Source organism: Rhodopirellula baltica SH 1, assembly GCF_000196115.1.
In the GTDB taxonomy this organism is placed as follows: domain Bacteria; phylum Planctomycetota; class Planctomycetia; order Pirellulales; family Pirellulaceae; genus Rhodopirellula; species Rhodopirellula baltica.
The window spans coordinates 5,616,112-5,634,363 of sequence record NC_005027.1; the positions used below are offsets into that span (position 1 = coordinate 5,616,112).

Here is an 18,252-nt window from a genome sequence, read left to right on the forward strand (position 1 = left end):
CTGGACCTATGCACAAACTCCTGCCGGCTGGTGGGACTGTTTCGTCGGCGGTTGACCATTCCCCGTCGGCTTTTTTCGGTCACTTATTTCTGGGCCGTCAATTCATTCGCGGCCCGAAACAGTTCGGTAGAGAATGCTCTTTCGGACTGCATCCGAAACTCCGCCAAATCAACGACAACATCTTGACGTTGGTCTTCGTCGTCGTCGTCGTTCGAACTATTCGATGCGAGGCTCACGTCAGGGGTGTCGTCGTCCCTGATGACTTCTTCGCTCAACTCGTACGGGAAAGCGGAATCGTCAAGGTTCATCGAGTTCGCGGACGTCAGGTAGTCACTGGTGCTGACCTTCGGCATTGAAAAGGCACGCTTGCGAACACGACAACCGATCAAACGGGTGTGATACGGAGGCGCGAAGTTGACGAAGAACGTTTGGTCGTGAACACCCAAATCCAAGGTCAGCCGAGGATTCACCCGAAGCAGATTGGCGATTTGTTTGGGGTCCAACGAGCAATCTTTTAGGACAACGCGACGAAGGGATTGCGAGTTGGCCAACGTGTTGAGATGCGATTCACTAAGTTCGCACCCGGTCAGGTCGAGAGCCTCGAGGTTGCCTGCAGCAAGAAGTCGTTGCAAATCCTCGGCTGGGAAATCGCATCCGCTTAAGTTCAAGGAAGACAGTTGGTACAGAGTGCTGACCATGCGTCGAGAGTCAGGGCTCAAGGGGACCCGCGCAATGGATAGCCGGCGTAACGATGGAATCGCATGCAACCATTCGAATGTTGGCAATGACACCTGTGTGTCATCGAAATTCGCGACGCGGAGACGAAGAAGTTTGGTCCAGTGTGATGTCACCTCGTCGTCCACGCGACAACCTGGGATCTCCAGGCCGGTCAGATACCTGTACTGCCCCAAAGCTTGTAATCGGTCAGTGGAGACATTCGGATACGCCAGCACGATGTGGTCAAGCTGCTTGAACTCTAGCAGTTGATCGATCACGTCATCGTTCAGCTCAGGCCCACCACCACCGAAATAACGCAGGTTGGTCAAGCCTTCCAAGCTCGCCTTTCGAGGCCACGGGCTTTCGACCAGTAACTCATCGAGAAGCGGTAAATCGACCAAATGCACATTTTTGATCTCGCCGCGAATTTGAATGGAACCCCGTAGCCGGGGAAGACCCCTCAGTTCCAATCGGTTCATCTTGGAAACCTCGAAGTGATCGAGCGAAACCAAATTTAGGTTCTCCGCGATGGTCAGTTGATCCAGATCGGAAAGGTCGGCTTGGACCATTCGTAACCTCGGAAGCTTTGCCAAGCAATCCTGAAGCCACTCGGCCGAGATTCGGCAGTCACGGATGCCAAGCGACTGAAGCTTTTCTAAACTCAACACCCAGTCGAGATCCGAATACTTCAGTCCGCACTTTTGAATGCTGAGCTGTTTCAGATACGAAAGGGTTGCAAGTTGTTCGAGAGACTCAGGCCGGAAGTGAACGCTCGCCAAGTCGACCTTGGTCAACGAAGGTATTTTCGCGATTTGCTGCAGCCAAGCTTCGTCACCAACGACCGTTTTCGAATTGGTTGTGATCTGCCCTTGTGAGTCGTAAGAGTACACACCCAAGTAGAACTCCTTCAGGCGACCCACATCCGATAGCCGAAGTTCTTTCAAATCGGCGGCGTGGCACTGCAATCGTCGGAGATTGGGAACATCTTGGAGATCGACGCTTTCGAATCGTGTAAGCCCGTGCAATTGGTCGTTACGGCCGTACAAAAGCATCAGATCGATCGGTTCTAAGATCCGCCGGAATCGCGGCAGGTTCTTTGCGTGCAGCGAATGCTTTTGCGAACGGTCCAGTTCGATTTCGGTCAGCGACGGCAGGTTCGTAAGCGTCAACTTGAGGGTCGCATTGTTGTAAATGCGAATTGAACTTCGAATGGACAACCGTTCCAGACTGGGCCATTGATAGAGATTTATATGCCCTGTTTCACCTGGCTCAGGGCGACTCAGTAGCAACGAACGACAGGTGGTTGACCATTCTGGTTTTGAAATCGTATCCAACTTCAGCGGGTTTCTGCGTAGATCAACGTACTGCAGTTTGTCCATCTCATTGATGGGGGCCGCCATCTGAGATGTCAGATTGCACTGGTCCAAGCTGAGAAACATCAACCGTTTGCAAGCTCGAATGTCTTCGCAAATCTCGTTTGATACGGGAGATCCGTTCAAAGTCAGGCTGGTCAGTTCGGTGGCATTGCGAAGTGGATCGAGCGTATGTGTTCCTAGTCGACCATCCGTGATCAGGACCGATCGCAAGGTCTTGATTCCGATAAGCGAGTTCAGTGTGTTTTCGGTCGGTGAATAAAGCTCCAAAGTGCGAAGCCGCAAAAAGCACGGATGCAGTTGTGCCGGGATTCGCTTTTTCAAAAAGCGAGGTGCTTCGAAGGTGAATTGATAGCCACCACGCGACTTTGACGATTCGATAATCGCCAATTGTGTTTTGGCGGTCCAGTTGCTCGCGAAAACCAAACCGGCCGGCAAAAGGAAGCAGGCCGAGGCGACGGCGATGTCAAACTTTCGACGAGTTCGCTCAGGCGTTTCAGATACCGCGATGCGTTCACCTCTCCAGCACCACAGCCAAAACGTAAGACCGATCAATAGGGAAGCGAAGGCAACGTCGGCCAGCAACGCCCATCCGGACCAATACTGCGGGGCGTTGTTTGCAAGCGAACGTGCCGCGAGAACATTGCTGGTAGATCGTTTCGAATTGCCGTCTGGACCTTCGTCGACCAAAACTTGATACCGCCACGGCCAACCGGCCCGGGTGATTTGATCCGCTTCTAAGGCGGGCGCGCGTTGCACGAGCGTGAATGGTTCGCCCATCCAACGCTCACTGATCTGCGTGTATCGCCATGGAAAGTTAAGAAGGACCGCTACAACGGCGATCAGAGCGGCAACGGCATAAGCTGTCAGCCGAGTGCGACGGCGATACTGCGAGACTGAATCCAACAATTCGATGCCCCATGCGAGTGCTTTTCCGCAGAGGGGTTCCCGTGCGGCTCTCCGGTCAATCTGTTGTCAGTTTAACAGACTCATTTGACGGATGATCACGTGAAATTTGCAACTTCGGTCGGATCGTTGTCGAGCTCATTTGCTCACCAAATTTGAGCCTCCACGAGTTGGCTGGTCGCTTTTCCCGCCCAATCCTTGTTCGCCGCTGGGGATGCGGGGCTGGGATGCAAAATCCGATGGATCGAAACGGATGTTTGCTCCATGGACTTCACAACGCGTTGAAGGCAATTTTCCGCGAACGCGCCCACGCCAACCAGATCCGTCCACGGGGCTGCGGCGATGACCTTTTTCAAGTGGGCGTCACAGACTGCTTGCAAAGCGTCTCTTTCGGCGGCGGGCAGTTTGTCCGGGGTTCGGTTTCTGCCACTTTCTTCCATGAAAACCAGCGGACAATAATTCGCAACGAAGTGTTGTTGGAAGAAGTTAGACGGCTCGGGGTATCTTTCGGAAATCAATCCCCACAACCGACGCCCACTGACTTCGCTGCGTGAACAGTTCAATCCTTCGATGGGACGTTTAGAATGTTCGTTGCTTGGACGTTCGACTTCGCCTTTCAAACCCATCCACTGAACCACGGAATCGATTTCACCGAATGGAACCCCGCTTTGCGCCATGCCCCATGGCCCCGGGTTCATTCCGAGAAACAACACGTGAGCATCGGCGCCGATTTGCCGAACGTATTGTTGGTGAAGGTTCCACGCATATCGCAGTGGGTTGTAAACGTGGGTGACTGGTTCAGCGAATTGTAGTTGATCCACTTCATCCGAAAGCTCGCTCGCGGCGTCGAGCAATTGCTTTTGAATCTTCTCTTGACTTGGATTTCTAGCTGACGTCATGGTCACTGCGGGTTGGGGTTACGAGTCGGCGTGGTGGTTCCAACGGACTGGTTGAGGATCATGATCTTCTGCCAAATTTTTCGCGACAAACCGGTGGAGAGTTGTTCAACCTCACTAACGGCAGCGACGGATGCGGCATCGTCGAAGTTCTTGACGTACAAAGCAGCGATCTTACCGGTCAAGGACAGCATCTCGCTGCAGTAGTCGAGGTATCGATTCAGCTCCAGCGGCGTCATTTTCTGACGCGGCGAGTTGTCGGTTCCACGAAAGTTCGCCAGCACCCGTTCGGGATCTTTGGTGAGCTGATGCATGTCGATGATGTGACAGATCGAACGTAATTCGTGAATCGCTGTGAGTGCACGACGACGTTTCAATCGCGTCTCCAGCGAGATCAAAAAGTAGATGCCCGCACTGAGTAGCAGCATCACTTGGCTGGAAGAATCCGCCATCGCAATCAGATTGGGCAGCTTCATGTCATCGCTGGACAAATCCGTCGTTGTGGGTTGCGCGATGGAAAAAATTAGAACGACCAATGATCCGATCAATCCAGCCAGCAGCAGATAACTGGCGAATCGTATGCGTCGAATCGGTCGGCCAATTTCTTGAGAACGCTGAGATGCACTGCGTCCAACTTCCAGCAATTCACCGCACAAATGCTGAAGTCCCGAATCGGGAAACCGTTCGCTGATGCGACGTTGCAATTTCGCAATCGTCTCCACGATGTGGGTGTCTTGCAGCGTCAAGCGAGAGAGCAATTGCTTTTCCATCGTAGCCTTAAACGGACAGATACTCTTCCATCGCTTCGCGAAGCACATCCACCTGCACTTCAGCACCAAGCCACTGGGGAACAACTTTTGCCAAGCAGGCCGCGTGGATGTCCCAGCGAGTGATGCAGTTGCTGCCTGCGTCCATCTTGCAGCGTTCCCACTCGCTAATGTCGTTGGTGTCCCAGTTTTCGGTCAGGTCGACGAGCACCGTTCCTGGAGGTGTTGTTGAGCTACGGAACGCATCGATGATTTCGGATGCCGGACCGTCAACGGCCAGCCAAACGTTAGCCAGCGAAGTCGTGGTGATTTCGTCCGGCGAAGTCACCATCACGACGCGGTCCAGCGCTGATTCAAGTTGCGGTTCAGCGCCCGATGGACAATCAGGGTCGCTCTCTTTTGTAGAGATATCCTTGTCAGATGCAGTGGCGTGCTTTGATTCGGTTGCGGCGAGTTGATTTTTAGCGACCAGCTTTTGCGAGAGTTGTTTGCGAACGTCCGCGTCAGTACTGATGATCAAAACTTGTTGAACCGAAAATCCTCCCCGTTCGAGCTGATCTCGGACCAACTGAGTCCAGGTTTTCTCTCGAACTGAAATCGCGTTCCAGTTTGACCGGGGCTCATCGGCTGAGTTGGATTCGGGTGCACTCCGCAATGCTTCAACGGGCGATGATTGGTCCATGCCGGTGATGTGAAGATTGTCAGCGGTGTTTGAGTCTTTCGAGATTTGGCCGCGACAGCTCGCGTCGATCCAAACGCCCCGAAAGCTCATCGCGTGCATGCCATTCAAAGCGATCGGCAATTGCTTTGCATCGAGATCGAAGGACAAGACGCGGCAATCCACGTTGGCTTGTTCCAGCGCGCTTTCAAGAGCGAATTGGGTGGGGTTGCCGGCAACCGGATGGCCAACCACCGCTAGCACGGGCTCGATCTTTTCGTCCATGGATGGCGGCATGCCGTGAGTGGTGAGGCGTTCGATGTATTCAGAGGCATCCTTTTTGGATGTTGCGATCCGTGTCGCGTCTCTCTGTGTTCAGTCTACCGTCATCTATCTCGATGCACGACCTTGCTATGCTGGGCCAATCGGCCGCGGTCTTGTTTTGCTTGCTTTCCCTTTTGCGGCCGGGGTGCTGCCACGACACGACGATCAACTTCATGGAACCTTCTCGATCTGAATTCCGCTCGATGGACCGCGACAGCCTTCGGACGCATCAATGGGCTCGGTTGCAATGCGTTTGGCAAGGGCTGAAAGAATCAAAGCATCCGCTTTATCAACAGGCTGTCACCGCGACGCCGAATTTGCATGATTGGAATTCATTCGAATCTTTGCCATTCCTCACCAAATCTGATTTGCTGGGAAACGCTCGTGAGGAACCGTCCAAGCTTTTCACTCTTGCGCGACGAGCCTATTCGCGAGCACACCAGACCAGCGGCTCCCGGGGTTGGCCGATGCCAATTTTTGACACGCCCGATGACTGGCGTTGGTGGTTGAAATGTTGGCAATACGTTTTGGATGCAGCTGATGTCACACCCGCTGACACAGTCATGATGGCGTTTTCGTTCGGACCGTTCATCGGGTTTTGGACCGCCAACGATGCATTGGTCGAGCGTGGTTGCCTCGTCGTTCCGGGTGGTGGCCTGTCTTCATCGGCTCGTTTGCAGATGATGCTCGATCGTGATTGTACGGTCGTGTGTTGCACTCCGACCTACGCTTTGCATTTGATTTCGGTCGCGAATGAACATGGAATCGATTTGAAAGGAAGCAACGTTTCGCGATTGATCGTGGCGGGAGAGCCTGGCGGTAGTGTGCCCGAAATCCGCCGGGCAATCGAAGAACCCTGGGGGGCTCGTGTAGTCGATCATGCTGGAGCGAGCGAGCTTGGAGCGTGGGGATTTCCGACTGCTGATGATCTTGGTTTGCACGTCATTGAGTCAGAGTTCATTGCTGAATTTGTGGTGTTTGACGAAGACGGTCGGGCCGTGCGTTTCGCAGAGGCTGGTGAAGAAGCCGAATTGGTGATGACCAACTTGGGACGCTCTGGTGGACCGATTGTTCGCTATCGAACCGGTGACATTGTCCGACCGGTTTGGGATCACGGTTTGGAATGCCAGTTCGTCAAACTAGACGGGGGTGCGATTGGGCGAGCAGACGACATGCTGGTCATCCGTGGTGTCAACGTTTTTCCCGCCAGCATCGAAGCGATTGTTCGTCAGACGCTGCCTAAGGCGGAATTTCGAATGATCGCGACCCGTCAGGATCATTTAGACCAACTTTCGATCGAAATTGAAGCTCCGGGCGAAATGAACTCTGATGCCGGCAGACTGGGTGATTTGCGAAGACTGCAAAATGCCTTTCGCGAGCGATTGGCCCTGCGTGTTGAGATTGCTTCGGTGCCTGAAGGATCGTTACCACGCTCGGAGGGGAAATCCAAACGCTTTGTGGATCATCGCTGATCCGGATTGGCTGTTTGTGTGAATCGCACGGATTGTCCGGCTTTTGGTCCGGGTGTGATGTCACAATGACAGCACTTCGTGCGGGAAAAATGGGCAAAAACGCTTTTTCGCTTGACGATATCGAGAGCGCAAGTGAACATCGGTTTGTCACGGTAGGGGGAGTCAACGAAACCCTGCGGTCCACAATCGATCGATCTCGAGAAAGTATCTATGGCTGAGTCTGCCAAACCGACCAACCGACTTCCATCACGCAGTCCATCAAGCTCAACGTCTGACGGCGAAGAAACGCTGGATGTTCTGCAAATATTGAGTCGGCAACGGTGGCTGATTGCGTTTTTGTCAATCGCAGGACTCGCGGCTGGCGTGGCTTACGCTCTGAATGCTCAGGTTTGGTACGAGTCCAACGCCAAGGTTCTGATCAACCAGAAGAGTGCTGGGTTGGGTGGCAATAGCACTGGCACTGACATGGTTGATGAGGACATTCTCGCCAACCATATGGAGTTGATTCAAAGCCGAATGATCGTCGGTGAGGCCTTGGAGCAAACCGAGTTAGTGAATTTGCCTTCTATCGAATCTCACCTGGATGAGAAAACGGATGCGATCGACTATGTCATCGATCAACTTTCCATAGTCAAAGGTGGAGATGGTTCCGCCAAGACTGCTCGAAGTCTCAACATCACATTCACGCATACGGAGCCTGATGATGCCAAGCGGATCTTGACCGCCGTGATGAAACGCTACGAGCAATTCATCATCGACCAGGTCGAACAGGTGATGGGCCGCGCGAATGAGATGGTCAACAAGGCAAAGACGGAAGTTGAAGCCGAGTTGGTTGCCGCTGAGCAGGAACACTTGAAAGCTCGTCAGGAAGCTCCGCTGTTTTTTCAAGGCGAAGGTAGCAGCAATATCTACCAAGATCGCTATCGCCGGTTGCAGGACGAACTGCTGGATCTCGACATCCAAGAGTCAACGGTCAAAACACGTTTGACTCGAGTCGATGAAACGCTGAAGGAGATGGATGAGTCGACAGATCCAATCGATCAACTGGACAAACTTGCCTTGATTGATAGCGAGAGTTTGGAACGTCTTGGCGTCTTTGCAGGACTGCAAATGAACTCTGCCAACACGGCTGAATTCAAAGCGGCGATGCCAGCCAAAATGGAAGAAGCTCGGACGCAGATCACTCACCTGTTGAGGCTTAACAGTGAAAAGCAACGGTTGACTTCGGTCTTTGGGCCTGGGCATCCGAAGGTGCAGGAACTCGAGAGTGAAATCACGCTGGTCAAAGAGTTTTTGCAAGACCAAAAGGATCTCACCAGTCCGGCGGAAATGTTCGGCGACAGTGCACTGACCCCTGAGGGATTGTTGAAAGCTTATGTGGGCTTTTTGAATCATGACTTGGCGGCTCTTTCCGAACGTCGTAAGGAACTGACCTATCTCGCGGCCGATGCTGAAACAAAAGCGAAAGAACTGATCGAGTACGAACTCACCGACATGATTCTGCAAAAGAAGATTGGTCGACAAGAAGATTTGTTCGAAGGCGTCGTGCAGCAACTCCGGGAATTGGATACGGCGAGTGGATTGACTGGATATCTTTACGAGTTTTTGGCCGTTCCGCGAACCGGCGAAAAGTCATGGCCAAAACTGCCGCTTTGTGGACTTGGCGGTTTGATGCTGGGGCTGTTTTCCGGACTGTTTCTGGCTGTTGCCAACGACGTTCGTGATGGACGTTTCCGGTCGGCTGCTGAGCTGGACGAAGCAATTGGATTGCCAAGCCTGGGGCGTGTTGGCAAGCTGAACTCGATCAATCAAGGCATCAAGGGATTGATTGCAACGGAGCTTTCGCCGGACGCCGAAGCTTTCCGTTTAGGACGCACAGTCTTGCTACCTGATGTCCGAAACGGGAATGTTCGTGCAATTGGGTTCACCAGTCCTATGCAGGGCGATGGTAAATCGACCGTGGTTTCCAATTTTGCTGTGTCGTTCTCTCAAGTCGGATTGAAGGTATTGGTGATCGACGCTGACCTTCGACGTCCGAGTGCTCATCGCTACTTCAGTCTAGGGAAAGAAGATGGGCTTTGTGATGTTCTCGAAGGTCGCTTGGAAATTCCGGAAGCGATCAAAGTGACGGAGGCTGAGAATGTTTCAGTGATGACAGCAGGATCATCCAGCCAAACACCTGCCGAACTATTGCAGTCGCAACGACTCGACGAAGTCTTGGCGGTTGTGAAAGAAGACTACGACTTGGTGCTGGTTGACTTGCCGCCCGTGCTGGCGGTTTCCGACCCAGTGGTGGTGATGCCGCGATTAGATGGTGGCATTCTGGTTGTCAAGGTTGCCAATGTTCGTCGAGATGAAGTGGTCAACACACTTCGCCGGATCGATAGTTCCGGCGGTGAGATGCTGGGCTGCATGCTCAACGCTTTCGGAGCTGGCAAGAAGTTTGACTCCGATGGTGGCTACTACGGGTACTACAAGAGCGACTACACACGACCATCATCGTCAACGACTCGCCAAGCCGCTCCAAAAGCAGCGACGATTTCCAGCAATGGACGTGTAGCAGAGTAAAGCTGTTATCTTCACTGTTTCATGAAAGAGTAAGAGCTTGCAATCAGTTCTCTTTTGATTTGATATCAACGCAAAAAAGGCCGCGAACAAATTGTTGTTCGCGGCCTTTTGGTTTTGTCTGGTCAGGCAATCACTATTCTCGAGTGAATGCGACCAAGATTGAATCGCCGCTGAAGTAGTTCAGGAACCCATTGAAGAACGCTCCACCTGGTTTCTGTTGCAGCATCACAACATCATCAGGAAGAATTCGAATCCGTTCTTTCGGATCTTTCATGGCACGATCGAGGTCGCATCGAATCGTCATTTGGCGACCGTCAGGCAGCGTTCGTAGAATCAAGACGCGGCTTGGTTCGCGAAGGTAACCCGGCGTTCCACCTGCCAGAACGCTTCCGTCTCGCCCAAGTGGACCACCAGCAGATCCGCTGGCAAGTGCGATTGCCTCGATGACGTCGACATCTTGATCACGTGGTAGCGGCACGCGTCCACCAGGTAGTAAGCCGCCCGAGATGAAGTATTCGTTGCGACGTGGGATGAAAACAACGTCACCTTCTTCTAGAATCACATCTTCCTGTGTGAACGGCAGGTTGTCGCAAGGGCATCCAGCAAGTGGAATGCGAATGACACCTGCGTTGCATTGACCGCCTTCACCGCCAGAGACGATGCTCTGAAGTTGACCGCCACTGATGAAGCTGTTGTTCAGACCGGCACTGGCACGGATCACGTAAAGTTCACGAGCCGCATCCGTTCCCGGCAAACCACCGGTCGACGCCAAAGCATGCAGCACGTCGTTTTCGTAGATGGGCAAGTCGATGACTTCACCCGAACCGCGATGGATTTCATCGACGGCTTGCGGCGACACCAAAGCAACAGCAGTGTTTGGTGTGTCTTCTCGAAGGACAACGACTCGCTTGACACGTGGAATCAAGAGATCAACCGTCACACGCTCCTTGCCTTCTTGAACGACCTCTTCCTCAACCAAACGCGAGGTGATTCGTTCAATCGTTTCGGCCATCGTCAGGCCATTGACGTCCAGTCGACCGATGATGGGAAGTGTGATGCTGCCGTCGGCATCGACTTGAATTGGAAGACCTGTTGCAGGTGCAACGACGCTACCACGCGGTGGGTAGTACCGTTGATTGACAGCCTGGGTTCGTTGCTGAACCGGAGTCTCGTCTTCATTCGGCGGAAAGACCCCGAAGACATAAACACTGAGCGTGTCGCCAGCGCCGATTCGGTGAGCCGCCGGTTTGGGTTGCCCCAAAGTCGCATAGGGCAACGGACCCAACGCTTCTCGTGAGCAGGCAAACAGCTCTGGATCGAGTCGGTGCGCCGGAACTGCGTGAGCAGCGGACGAAACCAAGTGTTGATGGCAGCCGGTGGTGCCGATGGCAGCCAGAGCAAGCAATCCGCATGCGGTCTGTGCCACGCTTTTCAGAATGGATTCTTTTGAGCGAGTCATTGCTGAGTCCCTTCGCAATGCAAGGAATGTATGTGTTGTTAAAGTTGCAAAAACGGGAACTCGACTATTCGGCGAGTTTGACAACCGATTCGGTTTCAATCATTTCAAAGAAGCCAGTTGGCAATGCAATTGCGTTGCCGCTGGCATCTTTCAACTCAGCCGTTGCTTTCAAGCCTTTGTCAATTGGCTCTACCATGCGAACGATGGTTGTTCGAGCTGAGGCGGGCGTTGCCTCAATTGATCGAACATTCTTTTTCGCCACGAGTTCCGACTCGTGCTTGTGAGCTGCACGGCGGGTTGCTGTGTCAGCTGATGCTTCCTTGGTAGACCGTTGACTGACTTCAGTCTCGTTGCTTGGAAGAACGCCCGCGTCCAAGTTGATGATCGCGTTCTTTTTCGCGGCGGCCGCTTGCAAGTCGCTGAAAGACTTTTCGATGTCGGTCGTTTCGACGGTTGGCATGGGAACCGGAGCCATTTCGATCAATTCATCCGAAACAGGCATTCCCATCGTTGGCATTCCGCAAGGCACACAGGTCCCGTCCGCACACGGTTCTTCGCAGCGCGGGAATGGACATTCGCAAGTTTCAAAGATGCGAATGGTATGAGTGTCGGGGAACTGCTCGGCACGTGCTGCACCGTCTTGCCAACCACTGTAGTAGGCGTGTCGTTTGTTGTCACAATCCTTCAGGATCTGACCCGGTTTCCAATACCGCGATGGAGCGACTGCCGGCGGGCATGTGCTTCCGCCGGTCGAGACTTCGTAGAAGCCATCGATCCAACCACATTTGTAATCATGCGGGTAGCAAGATGACTCAGGGTTTCCGCACTTGACGTACTGGACCATCGCTCGAGCTGATTGAGTGTGCTCGTAGCAACAATCGTTCAACGATGCACAACCGCCGAACGGGACCATCAGCAGCATGGTCGCTAAAAGTTTTCGTTTCATATTCATACTCGCACTGTGGCTCGTTCGAGGCCCGTGAATGGGATCGCCTACCGGTGTTTTCGGAAAGTCAAGCGAAATGCCGGTGGGGAACTCGGGAAAACACGTCCAATTGACACTCCCCCCATCCTGCGAGCTTCAAAACCGGCGCGACTGCAACAGCCGTCAAAGTTTGCCCAGGCGGTTCGCTCGGGTTTGGGTGACTGCTCGCAACGCACCACGCAACAACCTTTTGCACGTCTTTGCTCAACTATTCATGACCCGCAGCGTCAGCAAGGATGCACGTACGTCGCAGCATCTCTTTCATCCAAACGCTGGCAAGCAAGATAGACCCGCCATTGGGCTCTCCATGCACTTCTCATCGAAGCAATCCAACGTGACCCAGACTAAACTGGTTACCCCCTGAGCCTAGTACCGCGCAAATACATTCTGCATTCCGCAAGATGCTCCACGGAAAAATCCCAATGACAACCTGCAGGCGTAAATCAGTCTCAGCAAAATCATTCGCTCAGTCGTGAGCGTTCAGCCAAAAGAAAAGGCAATGAGCGCCATTCGGTTCGCTTTGCCATCTGCGGTTCTTTTCTTCCTTCCTCTTTCAACCTTCACCTCCACATGTTCAGCCCCGAAATTTCGTTTTGGATCATGCTGGCCGTTTCGCTCGGCTTCGCAGGGTGGTTCGGCTGGCGGCACGGCAAGCATTACGCGCTAGGGGCTGGTATGGCAGCCTCACTGCTTGCTGGCACGTGGTTTGACATCATCGTGATGGGCACTCAGATCAACGTAACGATGGCGACTGCGATTGTGCTTCTCGTGGTCTATTGCACGCACTCATGGCGTGAGATTTTTCGGTTTCTCGGACCACTCGACTATTTAATTGGTGCGCTGACCATTTGGCATGTCATTGTCGACACGTATTATGGCGAGCAACCACTCGCCGTCGCGGCTCAAGCCTACGGCCAGTGGATGCTGCCCTACGCAGCGGGGCGATATGCATTCCTGCATCGGGATAGTTTGCTCAAACTCGCGCCGGTCTTCAGCATCATTGGTGCTGTCATCTCATTGCTTTGCATTGCGGAAGCTTGGACGGGGATCAATTTGTGGGAGACAGCGTTTTCGCCTCGCGATGAACTCGTCACTTTCACCGGGCAACTGCGTTACGGAATTGCCTATCGCGCCTGCGGTCCGACCCGACACGCGATCTTTCTGAGTAACGTGCTGCTCACCATGGTCCCCTTTGCCATTCTGATGACGCAGCGAGAAATTGCTTGGATTCCTGGACTAGGCAAATGGAATCGATGGATTGGTTCGATCCTTTTAACTGTGCTCCTTTTGGGTGTCGCATCGTCACTGTCTCGCGGACCCATCGTCACACTCATTTTGACAGGCGGTCTGGCCTTGGCATGGCACTATCGGCCGGCCGCTTGGGGACTGTCAATGGTCGTAATTGTTCTAGCAGGATTGGTCGCAAGCAATTGGGACGGATTCCTCCGTCTGCTTGAGTCTGATGCAAATGAGCACAAACGAGCAGCTGTTTTGGTCGTCGACGATCAACAGGTGGTGTACACCGGGACTCGAAATCGTTTGGTCAATCTGCAGGTTTACATGCCAATTTTGATCGAGGGCGGACCATTGGGCTACGGAACAATCAGCAGCACAGGATTTCCGCCAGCAAACCTGCCAGGATTGCCGACCGATCCAAAAGTAAGGAAACGCCTCGGAATCGTTGACAACGCGTTCCTAAACAACGGCCTACGTTTTGGCTGGGTTGGACTCGTTTTGTTTTCGGGTTTGTTCATCGCCACAGCAATCACCGCGTTCCAACTGTCGCGTCGAGCGAGCACCTATTTCTTCCCACTCGATCAGCGCTACTTCATCGCCGCGGCAACGCTCGCTCTTGCGTTTCTATTCGAAATCGCCACAGTGTTCTGGTCGTATGATTACGCCCTCTGGATCATCTTCGGGTTCGGGTTGCTTTCTGGCTTGGCATCGAGCTTGAAACGACCCAACTTTTGTGATTGAGAAATCCTATTGTTTGCCAGCGGTTTTTTCGCGTGACTAGAGCACAGCAGAAAACCACAATTCTGCAAGCGTTGCTGCGGTTCGCACCTTTAACGGTGCCGTTGGTGCGTTTTCGCGAACGACGCAAATCGGTGTCATCGCTCTATTTCAATGTCAATACTGATGGAGCTTAAAAGAGGTCGGTTGAGATACCTAAGTTGTGTTCCAACAGGAAGTCTTCATCAGAAGCAAATACCTCATCAGCGTCCCATCGGGGAACTGTTTTGCTTTCGTCTGTTTTCGAGCCAATGACGCTCTGTTTGGTCAAATAATTGATGACAACAAGTGCATCACGAGCGGTGACGAACCCGTCCTCATTCGCATCGAACGTCAATGCCATATTCGATACGCCAACGTCGATTGGCTCACTCATGCTGGAGTGAGAAAGGAAGTTGATGATGATCAAGGCGTCCAGAGCGCTGATGGAGCCATCGCGATTTGAGTCCATTGCAACATCATTGTTGTTGTCGTAGCTCGCTGCGTTGCTAGACGACATCGTTACAGCTTGGTTGAGAGAGGCATTTGACGTTGCGGCTCGTGCGAGAATGGCACCGATTTCGAAGGCTGCGAATCCAACATTTTCGTCCGAGTGGCCGGTTTCTGCGTCGGCAGACTGTTCCTCTTCGACGAAGACCTGGACCGAGTTCTTGTCGAGATTGCGGAATCGCAATCCAGCAGGGTCGGCCCCGGTGGTGGTTTGCATCGCTGCCAAAAATGCGGGTGGGGCATCGAAACCTGCGCCAAGGTTGATTGATGCGAAGGCTTCGGAGATTCTCTCGCCGGTGCGGCCGACACGATATGATGTGCCAGCTGCGTTGCCAGCGCCTGCTTCGATGGCAACGTATCCAACACGCTCAGTGCTATGATTGCCGTCTGCTCCCTGCTCTTCCTGCACACGAACCCTGAACCCAGTTCGACTGATCTCCTGTTGACGGGTGACAATCGCAGAGGGTCCATTCACCGTTTGGCTCTGGCTCAACACGACCGGAGACGTCTCGAAGATGTCCGGAAAATCGACGCGTTTGAGGTTCTGATTGACACTCGTTGTTCCCGCGTGCAGCACACGTCCATCGGGTAGCGCGTAGGAGCCTTTTTCAACGACCAAGTAGCTCACTGTTTCTAGGGAGTGGTTCCCGTCGTCGTAGTCCCATTCTTGCAGCCGAACTTGGAAACTATTGGAAGTCACGTTGCGGATACGCACGGTGACTGGATCCGGGCCACCGAAGGACGCGGGAGAAGCGATCACGACCGGATCTACATAAGCGTTTTGCAGCTGGATCGTTTTCCAATCCTGATCCACACGGAACGTCCCCGACTCGCCGACTACTTCAACGGGCTGACCCACGAGTGCACCGATTTCGAAGGCTGCGAATCCAACATTTTCGTCCGAGTGGCTGGTTTCTGCGTCGGCAGACTGTTCCTCTTCGACGAAGACCTGGACCGAGTTCTTGCCGAGATTGCGGAATCGCAATCCAGCAGGGTCGGCCCCGGTGGTAGTTTGCATCGCAGCCAAGAATGCAGGTGGGGCATCGAAACCGGTGCCAAGGTTGATTGATGCGAAGGCTTCGGAGATTCTCTCGCCGGTGCGGCCGACACGATATGATGTGCCAGCTGCGTTGCCAGCGCCTGCTTCGATGGCAATGTATCCAACACGCTCAGTGCTATGATTGCCGTCTGCTCCCTGCTCTTCCTGCACACGAACCCTGAACCCAGTTCGACTGATCTCCTGTTGACGGGTGACAATCGCAGAGGGTCCATTCACCGTTTGGCTCTGGCTCAACACGACCGGAGACGTCTCGAAGATGTCCGGAAAATCGACGCGTTTGAGGTTCTGATTGACACTCGTTGTTCCCGCGTGCAGCACACGTCCATCGGGTAGCGCGTAGGAGCCTTTTTCAACGACCAAGTAGCTCACTGTTTCTAGGGAGTGGTTCCCGTCGTCGTAGTCCCATTCTTGCAGCCGAACTTGGAAACTATTGGAAGTCACGTTGCGGATACGCACGGTGACTGGATCCGGGCCACCGAAGGACGCGGGAGAAGCGATCACGACCGGATCTACATAAGCGTTTTGCAGCTGGATCGTTTTCCAATCCTGATCCACACGAGTGTTACCCGACTCGCCGATTTCACGATCGATCAGTGATGGGCTTGGAGGATTAGGAGGCGGTGGTGGTGGAGGAGGCGGTGGTGGAGGAGGCGGTGGTGGATTTGTATTTCTGACGGCCGCGACGGCAGCATTAGCGTCGATAAGCCCAAATCCTGTGAAGTGATCAAACCCGTTACCGGTCAGCGGGATGTCGATGGCAGTATTGGCCATGGCGGCGCGAATCTGGGCGGGCGTGAGTGAGCCTCGTCCGCCAGCAGCTTGGAGCATCAGGGCTGCAACGGCGGCGGCGTTGGGGGCGGCGGCCGATGTGCCCGCGAAATTGAAGATTCCGTCGCCTTCGACGTCCAGCGGTGAGCCAAAAAACGAATTATTGATTGTGTCGGGAGCGGTAACAACTGGCTGAGTCCGGATCTCGGGTGTTGCAAGCCGGTTGCCCGCGGTATCGAACAGAATAGGCAAACCTCCTTCACTGGTTGATTCTTGGACTCCAGGTGGGGAGACGCCAAAGGCTGGAGTTTGCCGATAGTCGACGGCAGCAATCGCGGCTACACCCGGCGCTTGATGGTGTCCGAACAGCGTTCCACCGAGCGTTTCGAACTGAAAAATATCGAAGTCGGTCGGCGAAGTGAGCGGGTGGTAATGAACGATGCTAGGTCGCGGGCCTCCCGCACTGACATTACGAAAAATGCCAACCTCAAGAATGAGTGGACTATTGGTCGGATTAGAAAGCGCAAAGATCTCAATGGGGTCCTGGCCAACGTTGTTTTGCACGCCTCCGGAAACGGGCGTCCCAAACTCATTGAATACTATGATGTCCATGTCGGTCGACGCACCGGGGCCACCCAAACTTGCCGACGGCTGGTCCCACTGGAACGTGATCGTTGTTGAACGCCCGGAGCCGAGAACGACTCTCTGGAAATTGTCGACTCCTGGTCCGGGATCAAAGTCGTGAGGTTCGTAGACTTTGCCTGCGGATGGGGGGAAATTAGGGATGGTACTGGTCCGTCCGTCCGTATGATACAGCGCACTGTAGGCTTCACTGCCTTGATTACCGGCCGATGAAAAGAAAGAGATTCCCGCACTTGTCGCTTGAGCGACAGCCTGCGCAGTGACCCCATCTTGGAAAATTTGCATCCCAGCATACGTGACATCATCAACGATGATATCAACGCCCGCAGCACTCAGTGCTTGTACTGCTTCCGCGAACTGCACGGGACCTGTGATTGCGGTGTGGAAAAACAGTTGTGCGCCAGGAGCAATGTCGTGGATCAGCTCCAGCATTGCTCGCCCTTCATCTTTGCCATTACCTGCGGTTGGCCCCGTCGTTGGTGCATCCTGCAACACGGTAACCGGGATTGTGAAGCCGTTCGGGTTACCGGATCCAGGTAGATTGCCGGATGCAACGCTTCCACTAGCTCCTCCGCCTCCATTGGTTCGGCTGTAGCTGTCCGAGATCACACCAATCTTGATACCGGCTCCATTCACATTGAATTGTGACCGTGCGAGATTGCTTCGCATTGCCGGATCCGCTTGGCTAAAAACGGTTCCCGCATTGAAAATGGCGGCCGAATTTTCGCGAACGACCTGGACCATCGGCAATTCTGCCGCCTCCACCATTTTGCCCCGCGCCAAATAGCCTTCCAAATTCCAGCCAAAGGAAGCGGTTTTCTCGAAATCCAACTCGGCTAGTGCGGCCTGAGCATCCTGCGTCGAAAACGCATCGTCGACCCGGATCTCCACCGAAATCAATTCCGTAGGATCACTAGCTTCCCAAAATTCAGAAAAGTCATTGGATGAAATTGTTTGGGTGAATGCCGAGCTTTCACTTTGAATCAACGCGGCATTTGAGCTCCCACTCAGAAACGCCGGGAAGTCGGCAAAACTCCGAATTTCTGGCAGTACCTCGGCGGCCAAGAGTTCTCGACGCTCCAGCGGCTCGCATTGCATGGATCGTTTACGACGAACACTCGCCCTACGGGACGAAACTCCAGACTGAATGACGGG

10 protein-coding genes are annotated in these 18,252 nt (G+C 53.6%); 3 read left to right on the forward strand and 7 right to left on the reverse strand.

Going from position 1 to position 18,252, the window contains the following annotated elements:
- Positions 1–83 precede the first annotated feature (83 nt).
- From RB_RS21470 to RB_RS21485, 4 genes are all read right to left on the reverse strand, one after another.
- The gene (locus tag RB_RS21470; protein WP_011122743.1) at positions 84–2,999 is read right to left on the reverse strand and encodes a leucine-rich repeat domain-containing protein; all 2,916 of its coding nucleotides are present in this window, start codon (positions 2,997–2,999) and stop codon (positions 84–86) included.
- A 143-nt stretch (positions 3,000–3,142) separates the two neighbouring features.
- A complete protein-coding gene (locus RB_RS21475; RefSeq protein ID WP_164922324.1) occupies positions 3,143–3,895 on the reverse strand; it encodes a single-stranded DNA-binding protein in 753 nt (250 codons plus the stop codon).
- Between the two features lie 2 nt (positions 3,896–3,897).
- A complete protein-coding gene (locus RB_RS21480; protein WP_164922325.1) occupies positions 3,898–4,662 on the reverse strand; it encodes a hypothetical protein in 765 nt (254 codons plus the stop codon).
- A gap of 7 nt (positions 4,663–4,669) precedes the next feature.
- Positions 4,670–5,614, reverse strand: a complete 945-nt coding sequence (locus tag RB_RS21485; RefSeq protein WP_011122746.1) for a hypothetical protein — start codon at positions 5,612–5,614, stop codon at positions 4,670–4,672.
- A 116-nt stretch (positions 5,615–5,730) separates the two neighbouring features.
- Between RB_RS21485 and RB_RS21490 the strand changes: the two genes are divergently transcribed.
- Together RB_RS21490 and RB_RS21495 are read left to right on the forward strand one after the other, a co-directional pair.
- Entirely contained in the window at positions 5,731–7,113 is a 1,383-nt protein-coding gene (locus tag RB_RS21490) for a phenylacetate--CoA ligase (protein ID WP_164922988.1), read from the forward strand.
- A gap of 210 nt (positions 7,114–7,323) precedes the next feature.
- Positions 7,324–9,681 (forward strand): polysaccharide biosynthesis tyrosine autokinase, encoded by a 2,358-nt coding sequence (locus RB_RS21495; protein WP_011122749.1) that lies wholly within the window; start codon positions 7,324–7,326, stop codon positions 9,679–9,681.
- 133 nt (positions 9,682–9,814) lie between these two features.
- Here the strand turns inward: RB_RS21495 and RB_RS21500 are convergent, their stop codons facing one another.
- Positions 9,815–11,140, reverse strand: coding sequence for a polysaccharide biosynthesis/export family protein (locus tag RB_RS21500; protein WP_164922326.1), 1,326 nt, complete (start codon positions 11,138–11,140; stop codon positions 9,815–9,817).
- A 64-nt stretch (positions 11,141–11,204) separates the two neighbouring features.
- Positions 11,205–12,086 (reverse strand): hypothetical protein, encoded by an 882-nt coding sequence (locus tag RB_RS21505; RefSeq protein WP_231845858.1) that lies wholly within the window; start codon positions 12,084–12,086, stop codon positions 11,205–11,207.
- Positions 12,087–12,800: 714 nt separating this feature from the next.
- On the opposite strand from RB_RS21505, the gene RB_RS21510 reads away from it, so the two are divergent.
- Positions 12,801–14,102 carry an O-antigen ligase family protein gene (locus RB_RS21510; protein ID WP_231845859.1) on the forward strand — a complete coding sequence of 434 codons (1,302 nt, stop codon included), beginning with the start codon at positions 12,801–12,803 and terminating at the stop codon, positions 14,100–14,102.
- A 169-nt stretch (positions 14,103–14,271) separates the two neighbouring features.
- Here the strand turns inward: RB_RS21510 and RB_RS21515 are convergent, their stop codons facing one another.
- A complete protein-coding gene (locus tag RB_RS21515; RefSeq protein WP_231845860.1) occupies positions 14,272–17,988 on the reverse strand; it encodes a dockerin type I domain-containing protein in 3,717 nt (1,238 codons plus the stop codon).
- Between the last annotated feature and the right edge of the window lie 264 nt (positions 17,989–18,252).